The following is an 18,584-nucleotide window of genomic DNA, read 5'->3' as shown; positions in this document are numbered from 1 at the left end:
GGAGCACGGGACGGAACAGGCTCAAAACGGTCGCACCACGTTTCCAGAATAGAAATAGACGCCCATTCCGACCGCAAAGAGGATGTTTCCGGCAACAGCGTGCAGCAGCACCGCATAGACAAACGCGCCGCGCTGGCGATAGGCCCAGGAGAACAGCAGCCCTCCGGCAAAGGTCATCAGCGCGACCAGCCAGCTCCAATACATTAGATGCGCAAACGAGAATATCGCCGCGTTCAGAATATCGGCCCTTTGTCCCTGTGGCAGGATCGCGCCGTAGCGGCGGAAGAACAGCGGACGAAACAGCAATTCCTGTGGCAGGGCAGAGACCAGCGGATACCCGATCCAGATGAAGGCAAGCAGTTCCGGGCGCTGGCGCAGCAGAAAGAACGCGGCCTCGGGTCGCAGCAGGTAGATCAACGCCACGCAGAGTACCAGCATCAGGATCGCAAAAAGGGCCAGTTCGCGCCAGGCCCAGTCACGCCAGCCATAGCGCAGCTCGGCCCAGCGGAAATCCGGGGTGAAATGCAACAGCGCCAGCCCCAGCCCGGTGAAGGCAAAAAGCGCCTGGAACATCATGGTGGGCGGCAGGAACACGGCAATGAACACAGGAGCGGCCAGATAGAACAAGACAAACTCTAGCTTCAGTCTTCGGTCGCTTGGCGCGTTGTAGAGGGACAGATCACTAAACACTCTCAACCAGCTCCACCTGGATCAGCCCCCGCAGGGAATTACCCATCGATATGAGCCGAGCCCAGCGCAGATCGTCAAGGGTGACGATCTGTTCGCTTGCAGCGCCTTGCATCAGCATTTCCTGCCGCAGAATGCCGGGCAGCAAGCCGCAGGAGAGCGGAGGGGTGATCACCTCACCTGTTTCACGGGTGACGAACAGATTGGTGATGGTGCCTTCGCAGAGTTCACCCTTTGTGTTCAGGAATAGCCATTCGTCCACACCGCCGGGCAAGGCCGCGCGGGCGGTGTCATAAAGCGCACGCCGGGTTGTCTTGTGGCGCAGCCAAGGGTCATCCGGGTTCAGGCGCTCTTGTGCAATCGCCACGCGCCACAGCGCAGGCGATGGCGTCAGCGCGCCGGTGGCCAGAGCAAATGCGCCGCTTGCATCCAGCGTCAATCGGCAACGCAAAAGCGCGTCGCCCTCCGCCCCATTCAGGCAGGAGACCGCGGCGGCTCGATCGAAAGAAATGCCCAGTACCCGCGCCGAGTGCGCCATACGATCCAGGTGCTGGTCCAGCCGGACAAAGCCACGCGCAGGGTCGATGCCCAGCGTTTCAATCAGGCGGAAATCAGGCTCAGTTGGGTGGCGAAGCGGGCTTTCCATAGCGCCTCCTCATATTCCGAGGCGCTGGTGCTGTCCCAGACCACACCGCCGCCCACATTCAGGGTTGCCGCGCCTTCCTCGACCATCAATGTGCGGATCGCCACATTGAACTCCGACCGCCCGTCCGGCGCGGCCCAGCCAATGCTGCCGCAATAGATGTCACGCGGCCAGGGTTCCAGATTGCGCAGAATTTCCATCGCCTTGATCTTGGGCGCTCCGGTGATCGAGCCGCAGGGAAAGAGCGCGCGCAGGATGTCCGACAATTGCGTGCGGGGCTGTAGCTGTGCCCGCACCAGCGACGTCATCTGATGCACCGTTGCATAGGATTCGACATGAAACAGCTCGGGCACCTTCACCGTGCTGGGTACCGAGACCCGGCTGATGTCGTTGCGCAACAGGTCCACGATCATCAGGTTCTCAGCCCGGTTCTTGGCATCACCGGCCAGAAACACGCGGCTGCGCTCATCCTCTTCGGGATCGACGCTGCGGGGTTGGGTGCCTTTCATCGGGCGGGTTTCGATAACACCATCTTCATCCGTGCGGAAAAACAACTCCGGCGAGCGGCTGAGCAGATCGGGCAAGCCTTCCTGTGTCACAAGCGCGCCGTGCAGAACCGGTTGCACGCCGCAAAGCGCCGAGTACAGCGGGGCCGCTTCGCCCTCGATATCCAGATCGATTGGAAAGGTCAGATTGGCCTGATAGATGTCGCCAGCCCCGATCGCCTCATGCACGCGGTCAAAGGCCCGCAAATAGCGGGCCTCGTCCCAGCGCGGCTTTGGTTGCGAGAGCGCGGCACCGGGCATCTGCGCATCCTGCACCTCGGGCGCGTCATAGACGCCAAAGCACAAAAGCGGCAGCCGCCTGCCTTCGGGCAGCAGCGGTGCAAGCCGGGGCTCCAGCACATAACCCAACTCATAGCTGGCATAGCCCGCCAGCCATTTGCCTGAGGCGCGCGCGGCATCGATGCGTGCCAATGTCGCTGGCACATCCGCCGCCACATCCGCGCGGATCACCTCATCGGCAGAAGTAAACGCTGTGCCCGGACCCGCCGGACCCTGATCAAAGCGTATGTCCACATCCAGCCCCGTGTCAGAAGGCTTCGGATATAGAGCAACCACAGAAAACTGGAAGGGGGAAAGCGGCAGGTTGTTGATGGTTTCCGATACCCCTTGCACCTTTTCGCGCGCTCCCTATAACGCAGGACAATTTGGGCGCAGGGGTGTGCCCGTTGACTCGCGACATCACAGGGGTTTGGGCCATGCCGAAGAGAACCGACATCCAGTCGATCATGATCATCGGGGCGGGCCCCATCGTCATCGGCCAAGCCTGTGAGTTCGACTATTCCGGTGCCCAGGCCTGCAAGGCGCTGCGCGAGGAAGGCTACCGGGTCATTCTGGTAAACTCGAACCCGGCGACGATCATGACCGATCCCGGCCTCGCCGATGCCACCTATATTGAGCCGATCACACCCGAGATTGTCGCCAAGATCATCGAGAAAGAACGCCCTGACGCGCTGCTACCGACTATGGGCGGGCAGACCGGGCTGAACACCTCACTGGCGCTGGAAGAGATGGGCGTGCTGGAGGAATTCGGCGTCGAGATGATCGGAGCCAAGCGCGACGCCATCGAAATGGCCGAAGACCGCAAGCTGTTCCGCGAGGCGATGGACCGGCTGGGCATCGAAAACCCGCGCGCCACCATCGTGACTGCGCCCAAGGATTCCGATGGCACCAAAGACCTGACAGCAGGCGTGGCACTTGCCCTGGAAACGCTTGAGGAAATCGGTCTGCCCGCCATCATCCGCCCGGCCTTTACCCTTGGCGGCACTGGCGGCGGCGTCGCCTATAACCGCGATGATTATGAGGCGATCTGCCGCTCGGGGATGGATGCCAGCCCTGTGGGGCAGATCCTCGTCGATGAAAGCCTTCTGGGCTGGAAGGAATACGAGATGGAGGTGGTGCGCGACACCGCCGACAATGCCATCATCGTCTGCTCCATCGAAAACGTCGATCCCATGGGCGTGCACACAGGGGACTCGATTACCGTCGCGCCAGCCCTGACGCTGACCGACAAAGAATTTCAGATCATGCGCAACCACTCGATTGCCGTTCTGCGCGAAATCGGCGTCGAGACCGGTGGATCGAACGTGCAATGGGCGATCAACCCCGAGGATGGCCGCATGGTCGTGATCGAGATGAACCCGCGTGTCAGCCGTTCTTCGGCGCTGGCGTCGAAGGCAACCGGCTTCCCGATTGCCAAGATCGCGGCCAAGCTGGCCGTGGGCTATACGCTGGACGAATTGGACAACGATATCACCAAGGTCACGCCCGCCAGCTTCGAACCGACCATCGACTATGTCGTGACCAAGATCCCGAAATTCGCCTTTGAGAAATTCCCCGGCTCCGAACCTTATCTGACCACCGCGATGAAATCGGTGGGTGAGGCGATGTCGATTGGCCGCACCATCCACGAATCGATGCAAAAGGCGCTGGCCTCGATGGAATCGGGTCTGACCGGCTTTGACGAGGTCACCATTCCGGGCCTCAACGTGGGTCCCTGGGACGAGGCGGATGACAAGGCCGCCGTGATCAAGGCGATCAGCCAGCAGACGCCCGACCGGTTGCGCACCATCGCGCAGGCCATGCGGCACGGGCTGAGCAATGATGAAATCTTTGGCGTCACCAAGTTCGACCCTTGGTTCCTCGCCCGTATCCGCGAAATCGTCGAAGCCGAGGCGCAGGTCCGGCGCGACGGGTTGCCGTTGACCGAGGCCGGGTTACGCTCGCTCAAGATGCTGGGCTTCACAGATGCCCGTCTGGGCGCGCTGACAGGCCGGGACGAAAACAACGTGCGCCGCGCGCGGCAAAACCTGGGTGTTTCGGCGGTGTTCAAGCGCATCGACACCTGCGCCGCCGAGTTTGAGGCGCAGACGCCCTACATGTACTCCACCTACGAAGCCCCGATGATGGGCGAGGTGGAATGCGAGGCGCGCGCCTCGGATCGCAGGAAAGTGGTTATTCTGGGCGGTGGCCCGAACCGGATTGGTCAGGGAATCGAGTTTGACTATTGCTGCTGCCACGCCTGTTTCGCGCTGACGGATGCGGGCTATGAAACCATCATGGTCAATTGTAACCCTGAGACCGTCAGCACCGACTACGACACCTCGGACCGTCTGTACTTCGAGCCGCTGACCTTCGAACACGTCATGGAAATCCTGACCAAGGAACAGGAAAACGGCACCCTGCATGGCGTGATCGTGCAATTCGGCGGCCAGACCCCGCTGAAACTGGCCAATGCGCTGGAGGCTGAGGGCATCCCGATCCTGGGCACCACGCCAGACGCCATTGACCTGGCTGAAGACCGCGAACGGTTCCAGGCACTGGTCAATGACCTAGGTCTGAAGCAGCCCCGCAACGGCATTGCCTCGACGGACGCACAAGCTCTTGCCATTGCAGAGGAAATCGGCTTCCCGCTGGTGATTCGCCCCTCGTATGTGCTGGGCGGTCGCGCGATGGAGATCGTGCGCGATATGGCGCAGCTTGAGCGCTATATCAGCGAGGCCGTTGTGGTCTCGGGCGACAGTCCGGTGTTGCTGGACAGCTATCTGGCCGGGGCGGTGGAACTGGATGTGGATGCGCTCTGCGACGGGACGGATGTGCATGTGGCAGGCATCATGCAGCATATCGAAGAGGCTGGTGTGCATTCGGGCGACAGCGCCTGTTCACTGCCCCCCTATTCGCTGTCGGATGAGATCATCGAACAGGTCAAGGATCAGGCGCATAAGCTGGCCAAGGCCCTGAATGTGATCGGGCTGATGAATGTGCAATTCGCCGTCAAGGACAACGAGATCTACCTGATTGAGGTCAACCCGCGCGCCTCGCGCACCGTACCGTTTGTGGCCAAGGCCACCGACAGCGCCATTGCCTCCATCGCCGCACGGGTGATGGCGGGCGAGCCGCTGTCGAATTTCCCGATGCGCCCGCCCTACAAACATGTCGATGACACCAAGATCGCCGACCAGATGACGCTGGCCGATCCCAACATGCCGTGGTTCTCGGTGAAGGAAGCCGTGCTGCCCTTTGCCCGTTTCCCCGGTGTCGATACCATCCTTGGCCCCGAGATGCGCTCGACCGGCGAGGTCATGGGCTGGGACCGCGACTTCCCCCGCGCCTTCCTCAAGGCGCAGATCGGCGCGGGCATGGTGCTCCCATCGTCGGGCTGTGCCTTCATCTCGATCAAGGATGCCGACAAAGGTTCGGACATGTTGGAGGCCGCGAAAGTGCTGGTGGAGCAAGGCTTTACGCTGGTTGCTACCCGCGGCACCCAAAGCTGGCTGGATGGGCATGAAGTGCCCTGTGGCGTGGTCAACAAGGTCTATGAAGGCCGCCCGGACGTCACCGACCTGATGAAAAACGGTGGCGTGCAACTGGTGATGAACTCGACCGAAGGCGCGCAAGCGGTGGAGGATTCCAAGTCGATCCGCTCAATCGCGCTTTATGACAAGATCCCCTATTTCACCACCGCTGCCGCCTCATATGCCGCTGCGCTGGCAATCCGTGCGCAAGCGGACGGCGATGTCGAGGTGAAATCACTGCAGATGTGATCGCGACTAGACGGCATCCTGGCGCGGGCCTCTGGCCTGCGCCATGGGACGTTCGCGAAGGAACATCACCATCGCCCAAAGCCCGATCATCGCGAAGGGAATGCAGGCGACAAAGACCCAGTTGGAGACGGTGGCAGCGCTCCCCTCGCGCTGCAATTCCAGAAACCCGGTTGCGTTCGCCACCATGCCGATAACCACCGCGCCCAGCGCGTAGCCTGCGCGCTGTACCGTCGGGATAGCGCTCGAAACGCGCTGCACTTCGTCCGGCGCGGCCAACGCGGTGCAGCGACGCAGGATGAAGGTCCAGGCCATGCCGAACCCGCCCCCTTCCAGCGCGGCCATCATCGCGATCAGCCAGAGCGGGCCCCGCGGCACCGCATAGAGAAAGCCGGGAATGCTCAGGCAGACAAGGCCCATGCCCAGCGCAATGAAGAACCTGTCGTAGCGCTCGGGTGATCCGCTGACCAGGATCGCGGTGAGCGTCCAACCAACCGAAGAGCAGACGATGATATAGCCCACCGCAAGAGGCGCGGCATCGTGGATCGCGGTGAGCAGCAGGGGGCCAAAAGCGGTGATGGCAATCGTGGCCATCGACAGGCACAGGATCATCAGCAACGCCGCGCCGGTCGGGTGGCGCGGGTCAAAGGCAGCGCGCGGCAGCAACCGGCTCTCACCGCCGCGCCCGTCCAGCCAAAGAAACGTGGCAAGGCAGGCCAGCCCTGCGACCATCAACGCGGGGGTGCGCAGGGGGCCGATCTCGACCCCCGCCGACGCGACCAACACGATCCCCGCCGACAGCAGCGCCAGACGCTTGAGCGGGAACCGGCCCGCCTCGCCCGTGCCGCGCGCGTTCTCCGGTTCCGGCCGCAGCGCGATCCAGAGCGCCAGCGCAACTGCCTGTAGGCCGAAAAACGCAAATCCCCAACGCCAGTTGGCATATTCCACGAATAAGGCCGCGATCAGCGGCCCGATAAAGGCCGAGACGCCCCAAAGCGTCGAAATGGCCGCCATGACCCGCGCCGTATGGCTGCGCGGAAAGATCACGCCCGCCGCGACAAAGCCCAGCGCCACCAAGCCGCCGCCGCCCAGCCCCTGCAACAGGCGGCCCATCAGCACCAAGGGCATGGACGGGCTGAGCGCGCTGACGAGGCAGCCCGCCGCAAAGAGCGATGCGGCGCAGATCATCGGCCTGCGCAAACCATAACGCATGGTCAGCAGGGCGCTGGCGCTGCCCGCGATGATCGACCCGATCTCATAAAGCGACACCGACCAACCCACCAATGCGGCACCACCAACCTCGGCCACGATGGACGGCAGCATGGTTGCGACCATTAGGCTGTCAGCGGAGTGCAGCCAGACCGACAGGCAGATCAACGCCAGCGCAGCGGCATGAGGCCCAGTCAGCAACGCGCGCCAGGAGACGCTGCCCGAAACGGCAGGCTCGGAGGATTGAGACAGGTCGGTCATGGTCTTCTCCGCGTGACTATGACCTTGCTACGACCTCAAGTTAGGTTGAGGTCAAGCCTTTCCTGCACCCTCAATCCTCGGCTATCGGCTTGGCCAGCGTTCCCGGCACCGCGCCATGTCTGTTACGCACATAAAGCTGGGCCAGCGCCGCCGACATCACCCGCGCCACAACCCCATCCGCCCGGCTAGTCAGCATGATCGGCACGCGTGCGCCCAGCACCAGACCGGCACAGCCCGCGCCCGCCAGATAGATCAGTTGCTTGGCGATCATATTGCCTGCCTCCAGATCCGGGGCGACCAGAATATCCGCCTGCCCGGCCACCGGAGACACGATGCCTTTGGCTTCGACCGCCTCGGGAGAGACCGCATTGTCGAACGCCAGCGGGCCATCCAACTCACCTCCCTTGATCTGACCGCGATCTGCCATCTTGCACAGCGCCGCCGCCTCGACGGTCGAAGGGATCTTCTCGGTCACCGTCTCGACCGCCGACAAAATCGCCACTTTCGGCGGGTCGATGCCCAGCGATCTGGCCAGCCCGATCGCGTTACGGATGATATCCGCCTTGGTTTCGAGATCGGGAAAGATGTTGATGGCCGCATCCGTCACCAGCAGAGGCCGGGGATAGCGCGAGACATCCAGCACAAAGACATGGCTCATGCGGCGTTCGGTGCGCAGCCCGGTTTTGGCATGCACGACTGCGCCCATGATCTCGTCGGTATGCAGCGCGCCTTTCATCAGCGCCTCGACCTTGCCTGCACGGGCCAGTTCGACCGCGCGTTCGGCGGCGGCATGACTGTGGGGAGTGTCCTCGATCTCGATCCCGGTCAGGTCGATACCGGCCGCAGTCGCGGCGGCCTCGATCCGCGCGCGCGGGCCGACCAGCACCGGCTCGATCAGCGTTTCCGCGCGGGATTGCATCGCGCCTTCAAGCGCATGTTCGTCACAGGGATGCACGATCGCGGTGCGGATCGGGTCATGTGGCCGCGAGCGTTGCAGCAGCGCCTCGAAACAGGGCATGTTCTGCCCGCTCAACAGCTGGCCTGCTGCGTCTTTGGTGTCGGGGGGAACCGTCATTGTCATCGCATTCTCTCTGCGCTGATGGGTTGAGTTGCGGCCAGCCTAGGCCCGTTCGGCGCGGGTGTGCAGAGCCAAATGCCGCATATGAGCAAGATTGTGCTGCGCGACGCCTCTTGAACCTTGCCGCCCCGCGCAGCATCTTAGGCAAATCATCATTTCGCAGGAGCAAGCCATGTACACGCCCGCCATCACAGGCACCGGTGTTTTCACGCCTACCGATGTGGTCACCAATGCCGAACTGGTCACGGCGTTCAATGCCTATGCGGATAATTGGAATGGCGAACATGCCGATGAGATCGCCGCAGGCTCTGTTGACGCGATGCAGCATTCGTCGGAAGAGTTCATCTTCAAGGCCAGTGGGATCGAGAACCGCTATGTCATGGACAAGACCGGCATTCTGGACCCCGATGTGATGCACCCGCTGCTGCGCCAGCGCAGCGATGACGAACCAGGGCTCATGACTGAAATGGCTGTGGACGCCGCTGAAAAAGCCCTGGCGCAGGCCGGTCGCGAAGCAGGCGATATCGATGCCGTGATCTGCGCAGCATCCAACCACGAACGCGCATATCCGGCAATTGCAATCGAGGTGCAGGACGCACTTGGCATCGACGGGTTCGCCTTTGACATGAACGTTGCCTGTTCCTCGGCCACGTTTGGCCTGCAGGCCGCTGCTGACATGATCCGCTCGGGCAGCATCCGCTCGGCGCTGGTGGTGAACCCCGAGATCTGCACCGCGCATCTGGAATGGCGCGACCGGGACTGTCACTTCATCTTCGGAGACGTGGCCACCGCCGTGGTTCTGGAACGCACCGAAGACGCCAAAGGCCCCTGTTTCGAGGTGCTCTCGACCCGCTGCGCCACCAAATTCTCGAATAATATCCGCAACAATAACGGTTTCCTGCGTCGCTCGCGCCCCGCTGGCATGGAAGACCGCCGCGACATGCAGTTCATGCAGAACGGCCGCAAGGTGTTCAAGGAAGTGCTGCCGATGGTCAGCCAGCATATCACCGATCACATGGCCGACGAGGGCGTCGGCAGCGCCGATCTGAAACGGCTGTGGCTGCATCAGGCCAATAAGACGATGAATGACTTCATCGGCAAGAAGGTCCTGGGCCGCGAACCAGAGGCGGGCGAGCAACCCAACATTCTGCAGGACTATGCAAACACCTCCTCGGCAGGCTCTATCATCGCGTTTTCCAAATATTCCGACGATCTGGCCGAGGGTGATCTTGGCCTGATCTGTTCCTTCGGGGCGGGCTATTCCGTGGGTTCGGTGATCGTCCGGCGCCATAGCTGATCGCGCGGGGCGGTAGAGCCGCCCGCGCAGGTCTGCACGAACTATAAGCCAAGCGGAAACTCACGTGCCAAGGCCGGGCCTAAAGAACGTGCTCATAGGTTTCAGGTTCAAAAAGAACATCCTCGAAATCAATATGCTCAATGACATCGTCGGAAGGTTTCAACGGTGCAGGCGCGAGGGAACCAGTGAAACCCTGACCAGCATCCTCCGCGAGCGCGACGGCCCCTAAGGACGGAGCAAACTCGGCGCTTGGCTCTGCGGGCGCAGGGGCGTCGGCCCGTTCGTCGTTGAAAACGAACGCATCAACGTCGATGTCGTCCACGATGTGGAGAAGCGTGAAAAGCAAATAGCCCTCATCTGTCAGACGATAATCATCAAGCTCGGAAATCTTGTCTTCGAGGGGCACACTCCTCCCAAATCCCAAAACATGTCCTCCTGACATCTCAATTCCTTTCAAAAAAATATATATATGAATTGAATACGGCAGAGACCGGCAATCAGATCACATTGCCAGGGCGTTTGAGCAGATCGAAGCTCAGGATGGTTTCGACACGCGCTTGTGCACCTCTTCGACGCTCTCGACGCGTTCCGAGTAGCGATTGACGAGGTAGGATTGCCGCCCGCGCACCAGATAGGTGAACTTCACCAACTCCTCCATCACGTCCACCACCCGGCGATAGAACGAGCCTTCGGGCAACCGCCCGTCCTCATCAAATTCCAGCCAGGCCTTGGGGATCGAGCTTTGGTTCGGGATGGTGAGCATCCGCATCCAACGCCCCAGAATACGCATCTGGTTCACCGCGTTGAAGGATTGCGACCCGCCCGAGATCTGCATCACCGCCAGCGTCTTGCCCTGGGTTGTCCGGATGCCGCCCTTGAGTGACAGGGGCAGCCAATCGATCTGCAGCTTCATCAGACCGGTCATCGCGCCATGCCGTTCCGGCGAAGACCAGACCATACCCTCGGACCAGACCGCCAGATCGCGCAGCTCCGCCACTTTGGGATGTTCCGAGGCCCCCGCATCATCGGGCAAAGGCAGACCGGCGGGGTCGAATATGCGGGTTTCGCAGCCAAAGGCGCGCAGGATGCGCGCGGCCTCTTCCGCAGCCTTGCGGGAATAGCTGACATCGCGCAGCGACCCGTAAAGCAACAGGATACGCGGCGGATGGGTGGGGTCCCCCTCGGCGATCAGGCCATCAACGGCAATCGGTTGTAGCGCCTCGGGGACGATACTCGGCAGGTCGTCAAGATCCACCGGTTCAGGTGCTTTCTTCCTGCAGATGCAGCTTCATGTCGATCAGAACCTGCTGCAGCGCCACGGTTTCCCTGAGCAGACGCTTGGCCTCATTCACGGTGATGATGCCGTCCTCTATGGCTTCCTGATATTCCGTCATCAGCATCGCAAAACGCTGGCTGAGCGCTATGACATCCGCGTTCACGCCGCCTTGACGCTCTCTATTGGCCGGGGCGCTGCCGTGAGACAGCGTGATGTTTTTCAACTCTGCCAGCGCCGAAGTTACATGCGGATAGCTTGCCGCCTGTTCCAGCCGGGCCACCGCATCCACGGGCATGAAGCGGTCGAGATGTTCGGAATTGTCGGAATAATACCGCCCCAGTGTCGCCTTGGATTTTCCTGTCAGTTCGCAGGCTGCCTCAATACCCACATCCTTGACCAGCGCCTCGGTGTGCTTTTTCAGATAAGACCCGATCTCGGCCATTGTTACCCTCTCTCAACTGTCGCCCCCCCAACAGTCACCAAGAGGGGAAAGGCCCGGGATATTTCCCATTCCTGACTCTTAAATCAAATGTAACAAATTGGCTATCCCTCAGGTTTTCTGAGGGTTTTTGAGAGAGTGGGGGCGTCGAACGGCGTCGGTTAACTAGTGGGCTCTGGTGGGCAATACCAAAGCCTCTGGAGCCGTTGTGGTGAATTAGAGAGTGAGTTGGGGTACAGGTCTCCGCCATCCAACGCGGCCTGCTGCCAAGCGCGCAGCACAAGAGTTGCGAGGATGTGCGGAGACGATGGTTTTTTCCTTTACTTCGCAACTTGTCCGGGACTGTCTTGCGATTTAGACCGGCCCCATGGCCAAGCTCTATTTCAACTATTCGACGATGAATGCCGGCAAATCGACCGTTTTGCTGCAGGCATCCCATAATTACCGCGAACGCGGCATGCAGACCTATCTGATGACGGCCGCCATCGACGGGCGCGCCGGGCAAGGCCGGATCGCCTCACGGATCGGCATCGGCGCCGAAGCCGATACCTTCACCACCAGCGATGACGTTTTTGTGATGATCGCCCGCCAGCTAGATCAAGGGCGGCTGGCTTGCGTTTTTGTTGACGAGGCGCAGTTCCTGACCCCCGATCAGGTCTGGCAACTGGCGCGCGCCGTCGATGATCTGGGGGTGCCCGTTCTGGCCTACGGGCTGCGCGTCGACTTTCAGGGCAAGCTGTTTCCGGGCTCGGCCACCCTGCTGGCGCTGGCCGATGAAATGCGCGAAGTGCGCACGATCTGCGCCTGCGGCAGCAAGGCCACGATGGTCATCCGGCAGGATGAACAGGGGCGTGCAATCACTGAGGGCGCGCAGGTTCAGATCGGCGGGAATGAAACCTATGTCTCACTCTGCCGCAAGCATTGGCGCGAGGCGATGGGTGACCTCCCCACGGAGGCACGCTGAACCGGGTCGAACGACGGGGGGTCAGCTCACAAGGTTCGGCAGGTCCTGACCGGCGATACAGGCCACCACATTGTCCAACGCCATATACCCCATCGCTGTTCGGACCTCTTCAGTTGCCGTGCCCAGATGCGGCAGCAGGGTCACATTCTCCATGCCGATCAGCGCATCCGGCACTTTTGGCTCGAATTCATAGACATCCAGCCCCGCCCCCGCGATCTGCCCTGCCTGCAGGGCCGAAATAAGCGCGGCCTCATCCACAACCTCACCTCGGGCGATATTGATCAGCAGCGCCGAGGGTTTCATCGCTGCCAGCACACCGGCGTTGATCAGATGGGTGGTCTCGGCCCCGCCCGGCACCGCGATGACCAGAAAATCGACCGAGGCCGCGAGGCCGCGCAGATCATCCGCCTGCGTGGCGGCAAAGCTCAGTTCCTTGGGGCTGCGGGCCAGATACGACACCTCCATCCCGAACCCGAAATGGCAGCGCCGCGCGATTGCCTGCCCGATCCGGCCCATGCCCACAACGCCCAGATGCTTGCCGGTGACGTGATGACCCAGCATCTGGGTCGGATGCCAGCCCTGCCAATTGCCCGCACGCACCAGCCGCTCGCCCTCGCCCGCGCGCCGCGCGGTCATCAACAGCAGCGTCAGGGCAATATCCGCGGTGGCATCAGTGACGGCGCCCGGCGTATTGGTGACGGCGATGCCGGAGGCGCCCGCTGCCACAACATCTATATGATTGTAGCCGACCCCGAAATTGGCCAGCAGGCGGCAGCGAGGCTGCTTCACCGCGCCAAATACCTCGGCACTGAACCGGTCGCCCAGCGTCGGTACCACGACGTCGAACTCAGTCAGGGCACGGCGCAGCTCATCGGGGTCAAGCGGGGTAGTTTCCGCTCGAAATTCCACATCGAGCGTCTCCTTCGCTCGCGCGATGACCGCTTCTGTCATTGGACGTGTGATCCAGACGCGCATCAATGCATCCTCCCGCCTTTGGGCACAGCCCCGTCGGGGCCGATCAGAACGATCTCTTTTTCGTCATCCGGCAGGCCCAGCACCAGCACCTCGGACATGAATCTGCCGATCTGGCGCGGCGGAAAGTTCACCACCGCCATCACCTGTTTGCCGATCAACGCATCGGGCGCGTAATGCGCGGTGATCTGGGCCGAGGATTTGCGCACACCAATCTCATCGCCGAAGTCGATCCACAGCTTGATCGCCGGTTTGCGTGCTTCGGGGTAAGGCTCCGCCCGGATCACCTCACCGACGCGAATATCGACCTTAAGGAAGTCATCAAACGAGATCTCAGCCAAGGGACAGCTCCTTTGAGCGCTCGGTCGCGGCAGTCACCGCGCGGTGCAGCAGGTTCGGAAACCCTTCCTCTTCGTGCATCAGCACCTCAAGGGCGGCTTGCGTGGTTCCATTGGGGCTGGTCACGTTGACGCGCAACTGGCCGGGACTTTCCTCGGCGCTTTCGGCCAGCGCGCCGGCACCTGCCACGGTCGCGCGGGCCAGTTGCAATGCAAGGTCTGCGGGCAGACCCTGCGCCTCACCTGCATCAGCAAGGGTTTCGATCAGGTGAAAGACATAAGCCGGGCCAGAGCCGCTGACGCCAGTAACCGCATCCATCTGACCCTCATGGTCAAGCCGAACCGTCTGACCGACAGCGGCCAGCAGCCCCTCGGCCAGATCGAGGTGATCTTCGTTGGCATGGGCATTGCCGATCAGCGCCGTGATGCCGCGCCCGATGGCGGCCGGGGTATTGGGCATGGCGCGGATGATCGGGGTGCGGTCGCCCAAGATCTCTTCATAGGTGGCGATGGCGGTGCCCGCCGCCACTGATACGAACAGTGTCGCCCCGCCTCCCAGATCCTGAAGGACGGGCAGCGCATCGCCCATCATTTGCGGTTTGACCGCGACCAAAACAATCGCTGGGGCGTCGGGAAGCGATTGATTTATATGCACGCCAGTTCCGCGCAACCAGTCCGAAGGGGCCGGATCGATCACCCAAACGGACGAAGCGGGCAGCCCTTCCGAGAGCCAGCCCGCCAGCATCGCCGATCCCATCTTTCCGCAGCCCAGCAGGACAAGCCCCTGCGCCGCGATCCGTGACATGTCCATGACACCCCTCCCGTCGATACGTTCGGGGTCAAGGTTTATGCGCGGCCATACGCCTCTGCAATGGCAACCTGCATCGCATCCGCCGGGCTGCGATCACCGTAAACCATCAGCTGGATCGCCGGGTAATACCGTTCGGCACTTAGCACGGCAGCGTTGATCATCGTATCGATCTGCTCGGGACTTGCAACTTGGCCGCCCGCCAGAACCAGACCATACCGATATACCATCAGTTTCTGACCACCCCAATAGGTGAAGGCCCCCGCCCAGCACTGATCGTTCATCGCGTTGATCAGCTCATATAGCTGCGGAAGCTTTTCCTCGGGCGGCTCCATTTCAAAGGTGCAGACCATGCGCAGGGTCTCGTCATAACCCGACCAGGCGAGTGTGATGGAATAGGTCCGCCATTGTCCCTCTACCGCCATGGCGATCTGATCGTCCCCGATACGATCAAAATCCCAGTCATGGTGCTCGGCGATATGCTCGACGATGTCGATGGGGTGAATGTCTTCTTCCAGATACTGCTCGGAAAGGGCCATGATGCCACCTCACTGATCTCTAGCGGATTGGGGCTGGCAGCGCCCCAGCGCTAGTTGCCTGCTCTACAAACCGGGGCGTTTCCCGCAGCTTGTACCAGATATGGTGCTGCGTTGCAGCCAGTGTGGCAACCCCTAATTTTGGGGATAACGGCAATAAGTTGTGGAGTGATTGTCACTTCGCCCGAAATATTGGGGTGTTAACCGGGATTTGCTTGCAAAAAGGGCGCACCGGTGCATGATACACCGCGCGCCCTGACGTCGAGGATGTGCAGTATTGCGTCAGCCGCCCTGCTTTTCTTCCAATGCGGCGATCCGCGCGGCCAGCGCTTCGTTCTCTTCGCGGGCCTTCTGCGCCATGGCGCGCACGGCGTCGAATTCTTCGCGGGTGACGAAGTCGCGGTCGGCCAGCCAGCGGTCGATCATCGACTTCATGGCGGTTTCGGCCTCCTCCCGTGCGCCTTGCGCCACGCCCATCGCGTTGGTCATCAGTTGCGAGATATCGTCGAGTACTTTGTTGCGGCTTTGCATGTCATGTCTCCGGTTTCGCGGCTGCCCTCTATATGGGCAAGAATGCGCCGCGTCTCAAGGTTGACTTGCACTGCCCCGCATGGGCATTGAAGCGCCATGCAGGCTGTTCTCACCTTCCCGGATTTTTCGCCCGAGATCTTCACCATCTCGCTGCTTGGTTTCGACTTTGCGCCGCGCTGGTATGCGCTGGCCTATATCGTCGGCATCCTGATCGCCTGGCAACTGGCGCGAATGGCCATCGCGCGCCCGGCGCTTTGGCACGGGGATCATGCGCCGCTTAATCGTGTGCAGTTGGACGATCTGATCACCTGGATCATTCTGGGTGTGATTCTGGGCGGACGGCTGGGTTTTGTGCTGTTCTACGAACCCGCCTATTACCTTGCCCATCCTATCGAGGTCCTGATGGTCTGGCAGGGCGGCATGTCCTTTCATGGCGGTATGCTGGGCGTAGTGGCCGCGTCCTGGATCTTTGCCGTCCGGCAGAAGGTTCCCGCGCTGACGCTTGGCGATCTGGTGGCCCATACAGTGCCGCCGGGGCTGTTGCTTGGTCGGCTGGCAAATTTCATCAATGCCGAGCTTTGGGGGCGTCCGTCAGAGCTGCCCTGGGCGGTGATCTTTCCCGGTGGGGCCGCGCAGAACTGTCCGGGGGTCGAGGGTCTTTGCGCCCGCCACCCCTCACAGCTTTATGAGGCCGCGCTGGAAGGGCTGGTGCTAGGCGCGCTGTTGCTCTGGCTGGCCTATCGGCGTGGGGCGTTCAAACGGCCCGGCCAGATCATGGGCACGTTCTTTGCAGGCTATGGCCTTGCGCGATTTCTGGTCGAGTTCCTGCGCCAGCCCGATGCGCAGTTCATCTCGCCCGGCAACCCGCTGGGGCTCGCCTGGCATGTGGGCGGCTATGGGCTGACCATGGGACAAATCCTGTCGCTGCCAATGATCGCGCTGGGGCTGTGGTTCATCCTGCGGGCACGTCGCGCGGCCAGCGCCGCACCGGCATGAGCCTGCGCGCCCTGCTGCTGGAGCGGATCAGCCAAACCGGGCCGCTGAGCGTGGCGCAGTACATGTCAGACTGCCTGCTGCACCCGGAATTCGGCTATTACGCTACGCGCGATCCCTTTGGCGTCCGGGGCGATTTCACCACCGCGCCCGAGATCAGCCAGATGTTCGGCGAGTTGTTGGGCCTGTCGCTGGCGCAGGCCTGGATCGATCAGGGCCGCCCCGACCCCTTCACGCTGGCCGAGCTTGGCCCCGGTCGCGGCACGTTGATGGCAGATCTTCAGCGCGCAACCGCCGCGGTGCCAGGGTTTCACGCCGCCGCGCAGATCATATTGATCGAGGCCTCGCCCACCTTGCAACAGATGCAGGCCGACAGACTGGCTACGGACGATCCGCTTTGGACAGACAATGTCCACACCCTGCCGCAGGCGCCGCTCTTCCTTATCGCCAACGAATTCTTCGACGCGCTGCCGATTCGGCAATTCATCCGCGAGGCCTCGGGGTGGCGCGAACGCCTTATCGGTGCGCAGGACGGGGTGCTAGCCTTTGGTCTGGGGGCAGACGCCCCGCAGCCGGGTCTGGCGCATCGTCTGGAGGACACCGAACCCGGCGATCTGGTCGAGATATGCGATGCCGCGCGCCCGATCATAACGGGTATCGCAGAGCGAATCGTGGCACATGGCGGCGCGGCGCTGCTGATCGATTATGGTGACTGGCGCTCGCTGGGTGACACGCTGCAGGCGGTGCGACATCATCAGAAAACCGATCCATTGGCAGAGCCCGGACAGGCCGATCTGACCGTGCATGTGGATTTCGAAGTCCTGGCGCAGATGGCGCATCGCACGGGCTGCGCCCATACCCGCCTGACTCCGCAAGGCGTGTTTCTGGAGCGGCTGGGCATCACCGAGCGCGCGCAGAAACTTGCGGAACCCCTGAGCGGATCAGAGCTGCAATCCCTGATTTCCGCGCATCGCCGGTTGACGCATCCCGAGGAAATGGGAAACCTGTTCAAGGTGCTGGGCCTCTACCCAGCTGCCGCGAACCCTCCACCCGGGCTGGAAGCATGACACTGGAAATCCTGACCTCAGATGGCCTGTCCCCAATTCGACACGGGTTCTTTACCCGCCGGGGCGGAGCCTCGTCCGGGGTGTTTGCCGGGCTGAACTGCGGCACCGGCTCATCCGACCAACGAGAGGCGGTCGCAATCAACCGCCAGCGCGCGGCGCAGGCGCTGGACGTGCCAGAGACCCATCTGGTTGGCGTGCATCAGGTGCATTCCCCCGACGTGGTGATTGTGGACCACCCACTGCCCGACAAGCCCAAAGCCGACGCGGTGGTGACGTCTACGCCGGGTCTGGCGCTGTCGATTCTGACGGCCGATTGCCAGCCCGTGCTCTTTGCCGATCCGAAGGCGGGTGTCATCGGCGCAGCCCATGCCGGGTGGCGCGGCGCGCTTTCCGGGGTGCTAGAAGCCACACTGGATGCAATGGAAGGTCTGGGCGCGCAGCGCTCGCAGATCATGGCCGTGATCGGCCCAGCTATCTCGCAGCGCGCCTATGAAGTCGGGCCTGAAATGTTTGACGAGTTCATGCAGGACGACCCGGAAAACGCGCGTTTCTTTGCCAATGGACAAGGCGACCGGATGCAGTTCGACCTGCCCGCCTTTGGCCTTCACCGCCTGCGCCGCGCCGGGGTCGAACAGGCGGAATGGACGCGGCACTGCACCTATTCGGATGCCGACCGATTCTATTCCTATCGTCGCAGCACCCATGCCAAAGAGGCCGATTACGGGCGATTGATCTCGGCCATTCGCCTCTGACATCGCAGGTGGACGGCTCTGACGTGTCACAAATGTGGCCGAAGATAGACCATCTGCCGCTGGTAGACAGGCTGCCCGTTTTGGTTTTTGTCATAAATATCAGAGCGAAACCTCGTTTGGCGCGCTCTCA

The 18,584-nt window shown here is 61.9% G+C and carries 19 protein-coding genes; 6 read left to right on the top strand and 13 right to left on the bottom strand.

Annotated features, from left to right (window positions below):
* Positions 1–21 precede the first annotated feature (21 nt).
* From Q5Y75_RS18690 to Q5Y75_RS18680, 3 genes are read right to left on the bottom strand one after another with little or no spacing between them, the layout of a single operon-like run.
* The gene (locus tag Q5Y75_RS18690; protein ID WP_306200387.1) at positions 22–690 is read right to left on the bottom strand and encodes a CPBP family intramembrane glutamic endopeptidase; all 669 of its coding nucleotides are present in this window, start codon (positions 688–690) and stop codon (positions 22–24) included.
* The gene (locus tag Q5Y75_RS18685; protein ID WP_306200385.1) at positions 683–1,333 is read right to left on the bottom strand and encodes an aminotransferase class IV family protein; all 651 of its coding nucleotides are present in this window, start codon (positions 1,331–1,333) and stop codon (positions 683–685) included. The genes Q5Y75_RS18690 and Q5Y75_RS18685 overlap by 8 nt, the downstream gene beginning before the upstream one ends.
* A complete protein-coding gene (locus Q5Y75_RS18680) occupies positions 1,288–2,409 on the bottom strand; it encodes an aminodeoxychorismate synthase component I (RefSeq protein WP_306200604.1) in 1,122 nt (373 codons plus the stop codon). Before Q5Y75_RS18680 ends, Q5Y75_RS18685 begins: the two co-directional genes overlap by 46 nt.
* Before the next feature lie 182 nt (positions 2,410–2,591).
* On the opposite strand from Q5Y75_RS18680, the gene carB reads away from it, so the two are divergent.
* Positions 2,592–5,936, top strand: a complete 3,345-nt coding sequence (gene carB, locus Q5Y75_RS18675; protein WP_306200384.1) for a carbamoyl-phosphate synthase large subunit — start codon at positions 2,592–2,594, stop codon at positions 5,934–5,936.
* A gap of 6 nt (positions 5,937–5,942) precedes the next feature.
* Here carB and Q5Y75_RS18670 read toward each other — a convergent pair whose 3' ends face one another.
* Together Q5Y75_RS18670 and Q5Y75_RS18665 are read right to left on the bottom strand one after the other, a co-directional pair.
* Positions 5,943–7,403 (bottom strand): MFS transporter, encoded by a 1,461-nt coding sequence (locus tag Q5Y75_RS18670; RefSeq protein ID WP_306200382.1) that lies wholly within the window; start codon positions 7,401–7,403, stop codon positions 5,943–5,945.
* Between the two features lie 70 nt (positions 7,404–7,473).
* The gene (locus Q5Y75_RS18665) at positions 7,474–8,484 is read right to left on the bottom strand and encodes a bifunctional enoyl-CoA hydratase/phosphate acetyltransferase (RefSeq protein ID WP_445758204.1); all 1,011 of its coding nucleotides are present in this window, start codon (positions 8,482–8,484) and stop codon (positions 7,474–7,476) included.
* Between the two features lie 169 nt (positions 8,485–8,653).
* Here Q5Y75_RS18665 and Q5Y75_RS18660 point away from each other — a divergent pair, with 169 nt between their 5' ends.
* Positions 8,654–9,778: a beta-ketoacyl-ACP synthase III gene (locus Q5Y75_RS18660; protein WP_306200380.1), complete on the top strand. Its 1,125-nt coding sequence runs from the start codon at positions 8,654–8,656 to the stop codon at positions 9,776–9,778.
* Between the two features lie 79 nt (positions 9,779–9,857).
* Here the strand turns inward: Q5Y75_RS18660 and Q5Y75_RS18655 are convergent, their stop codons facing one another.
* From Q5Y75_RS18655 to Q5Y75_RS18645, 3 genes are all read right to left on the bottom strand, one after another.
* The gene (locus Q5Y75_RS18655; RefSeq protein ID WP_306200378.1) at positions 9,858–10,184 is read right to left on the bottom strand and encodes a hypothetical protein; all 327 of its coding nucleotides are present in this window, start codon (positions 10,182–10,184) and stop codon (positions 9,858–9,860) included.
* A 129-nt stretch (positions 10,185–10,313) separates the two neighbouring features.
* Positions 10,314–11,033 carry an arsenical resistance protein ArsH gene (gene arsH / locus Q5Y75_RS18650; protein ID WP_306200376.1) on the bottom strand — a complete coding sequence of 240 codons (720 nt, stop codon included), beginning with the start codon at positions 11,031–11,033 and terminating at the stop codon, positions 10,314–10,316.
* 4 nt (positions 11,034–11,037) lie between these two features.
* A complete protein-coding gene (locus Q5Y75_RS18645) occupies positions 11,038–11,496 on the bottom strand; it encodes a hypothetical protein (protein WP_306200374.1) in 459 nt (152 codons plus the stop codon).
* Between the two features lie 364 nt (positions 11,497–11,860).
* On the opposite strand from Q5Y75_RS18645, the gene Q5Y75_RS18640 reads away from it, so the two are divergent.
* A complete protein-coding gene (locus Q5Y75_RS18640; RefSeq protein WP_306200372.1) occupies positions 11,861–12,457 on the top strand; it encodes a thymidine kinase in 597 nt (198 codons plus the stop codon).
* Positions 12,458–12,478: 21 nt separating this feature from the next.
* Here Q5Y75_RS18640 and Q5Y75_RS18635 read toward each other — a convergent pair whose 3' ends face one another.
* The 5 genes from Q5Y75_RS18635 to Q5Y75_RS18615 form a co-directional block, all read right to left on the bottom strand.
* Positions 12,479–13,432 carry a 2-hydroxyacid dehydrogenase gene (locus tag Q5Y75_RS18635; protein ID WP_306200370.1) on the bottom strand — a complete coding sequence of 318 codons (954 nt, stop codon included), beginning with the start codon at positions 13,430–13,432 and terminating at the stop codon, positions 12,479–12,481.
* Positions 13,432–13,770 carry a tRNA-binding protein gene (locus tag Q5Y75_RS18630; RefSeq protein ID WP_306200368.1) on the bottom strand — a complete coding sequence of 113 codons (339 nt, stop codon included), beginning with the start codon at positions 13,768–13,770 and terminating at the stop codon, positions 13,432–13,434. The genes Q5Y75_RS18635 and Q5Y75_RS18630 overlap by 1 nt, the downstream gene beginning before the upstream one ends.
* Positions 13,763–14,578, bottom strand: a complete 816-nt coding sequence (proC, locus tag Q5Y75_RS18625; protein ID WP_306200366.1) for a pyrroline-5-carboxylate reductase — start codon at positions 14,576–14,578, stop codon at positions 13,763–13,765. Before proC ends, Q5Y75_RS18630 begins: the two co-directional genes overlap by 8 nt.
* A 35-nt stretch (positions 14,579–14,613) precedes the next feature.
* Positions 14,614–15,114: a type III secretion system chaperone family protein gene (locus tag Q5Y75_RS18620; RefSeq protein WP_306200364.1), complete on the bottom strand. Its 501-nt coding sequence runs from the start codon at positions 15,112–15,114 to the stop codon at positions 14,614–14,616.
* 279 nt (positions 15,115–15,393) lie between these two features.
* Positions 15,394–15,642: an accessory factor UbiK family protein gene (locus Q5Y75_RS18615; protein ID WP_306200362.1), complete on the bottom strand. Its 249-nt coding sequence runs from the start codon at positions 15,640–15,642 to the stop codon at positions 15,394–15,396.
* Positions 15,643–15,738: 96 nt separating this feature from the next.
* On the opposite strand from Q5Y75_RS18615, the gene lgt reads away from it, so the two are divergent.
* From lgt to pgeF, 3 genes are read left to right on the top strand one after another with little or no spacing between them, the layout of a single operon-like run.
* Positions 15,739–16,638, top strand: a complete 900-nt coding sequence (lgt, locus tag Q5Y75_RS18610; RefSeq protein ID WP_306200360.1) for a prolipoprotein diacylglyceryl transferase — start codon at positions 15,739–15,741, stop codon at positions 16,636–16,638.
* A complete protein-coding gene (locus Q5Y75_RS18605) occupies positions 16,635–17,702 on the top strand; it encodes a class I SAM-dependent methyltransferase (protein ID WP_306200600.1) in 1,068 nt (355 codons plus the stop codon). The genes lgt and Q5Y75_RS18605 overlap by 4 nt, the downstream gene beginning before the upstream one ends.
* Positions 17,699–18,454, top strand: coding sequence for a peptidoglycan editing factor PgeF (gene pgeF, locus Q5Y75_RS18600; RefSeq protein ID WP_306200358.1), 756 nt, complete (start codon positions 17,699–17,701; stop codon positions 18,452–18,454). The genes Q5Y75_RS18605 and pgeF overlap by 4 nt, the downstream gene beginning before the upstream one ends.
* Positions 18,455–18,584 lie beyond the last annotated feature (130 nt).

Origin of the sequence: Ruegeria discodermiae, assembly GCF_030758345.1 — a bacterium.
In the GTDB taxonomy this organism is placed as follows: Bacteria; Pseudomonadota; Alphaproteobacteria; order Rhodobacterales; family Rhodobacteraceae; genus Ruegeria_C.
The sequence above is the reverse complement of the archived record's forward strand: the minus strand, read 5'-3'. Positions and strand labels throughout refer to the sequence as shown.

Excerpts from the sequence above, each read along its gene's own strand:
- lgt (WP_306200360.1), top strand. The coding sequence starts at position 15,739 with ATGCAGGCTGTTCTCACCTTCCCGGATTTTTCGCCCGAGATCTTCACC.
- Q5Y75_RS18665 (WP_445758204.1), bottom strand. The coding sequence starts at position 8,484 with ATGACAATGACGGTTCCCCCCGACACCAAAGACGCAGCAGGCCAGCTG.
- Q5Y75_RS18640 (WP_306200372.1), top strand. The coding sequence starts at position 11,861 with ATGGCCAAGCTCTATTTCAACTATTCGACGATGAATGCCGGCAAATCG.
- Q5Y75_RS18670 (WP_306200382.1), bottom strand. The coding sequence starts at position 7,403 with ATGACCGACCTGTCTCAATCCTCCGAGCCTGCCGTTTCGGGCAGCGTC.
- Q5Y75_RS18620 (WP_306200364.1), bottom strand. The coding sequence starts at position 15,114 with ATGGCCCTTTCCGAGCAGTATCTGGAAGAAGACATTCACCCCATCGAC.
- proC (WP_306200366.1), bottom strand. The coding sequence starts at position 14,578 with ATGGACATGTCACGGATCGCGGCGCAGGGGCTTGTCCTGCTGGGCTGC.
- carB (WP_306200384.1), top strand. The coding sequence starts at position 2,592 with ATGCCGAAGAGAACCGACATCCAGTCGATCATGATCATCGGGGCGGGC.
- Q5Y75_RS18645 (WP_306200374.1), bottom strand. The coding sequence starts at position 11,496 with ATGGCCGAGATCGGGTCTTATCTGAAAAAGCACACCGAGGCGCTGGTC.
- Q5Y75_RS18635 (WP_306200370.1), bottom strand. The coding sequence starts at position 13,432 with ATGCGCGTCTGGATCACACGTCCAATGACAGAAGCGGTCATCGCGCGA.
- Q5Y75_RS18615 (WP_306200362.1), bottom strand. The coding sequence starts at position 15,642 with ATGCAAAGCCGCAACAAAGTACTCGACGATATCTCGCAACTGATGACC.
- Q5Y75_RS18660 (WP_306200380.1), top strand. The coding sequence starts at position 8,654 with ATGTACACGCCCGCCATCACAGGCACCGGTGTTTTCACGCCTACCGAT.
- Q5Y75_RS18605 (WP_306200600.1), top strand. The coding sequence starts at position 16,635 with ATGAGCCTGCGCGCCCTGCTGCTGGAGCGGATCAGCCAAACCGGGCCG.
- pgeF (WP_306200358.1), top strand. The coding sequence starts at position 17,699 with ATGACACTGGAAATCCTGACCTCAGATGGCCTGTCCCCAATTCGACAC.
- Q5Y75_RS18685 (WP_306200385.1), bottom strand. The coding sequence starts at position 1,333 with ATGGAAAGCCCGCTTCGCCACCCAACTGAGCCTGATTTCCGCCTGATT.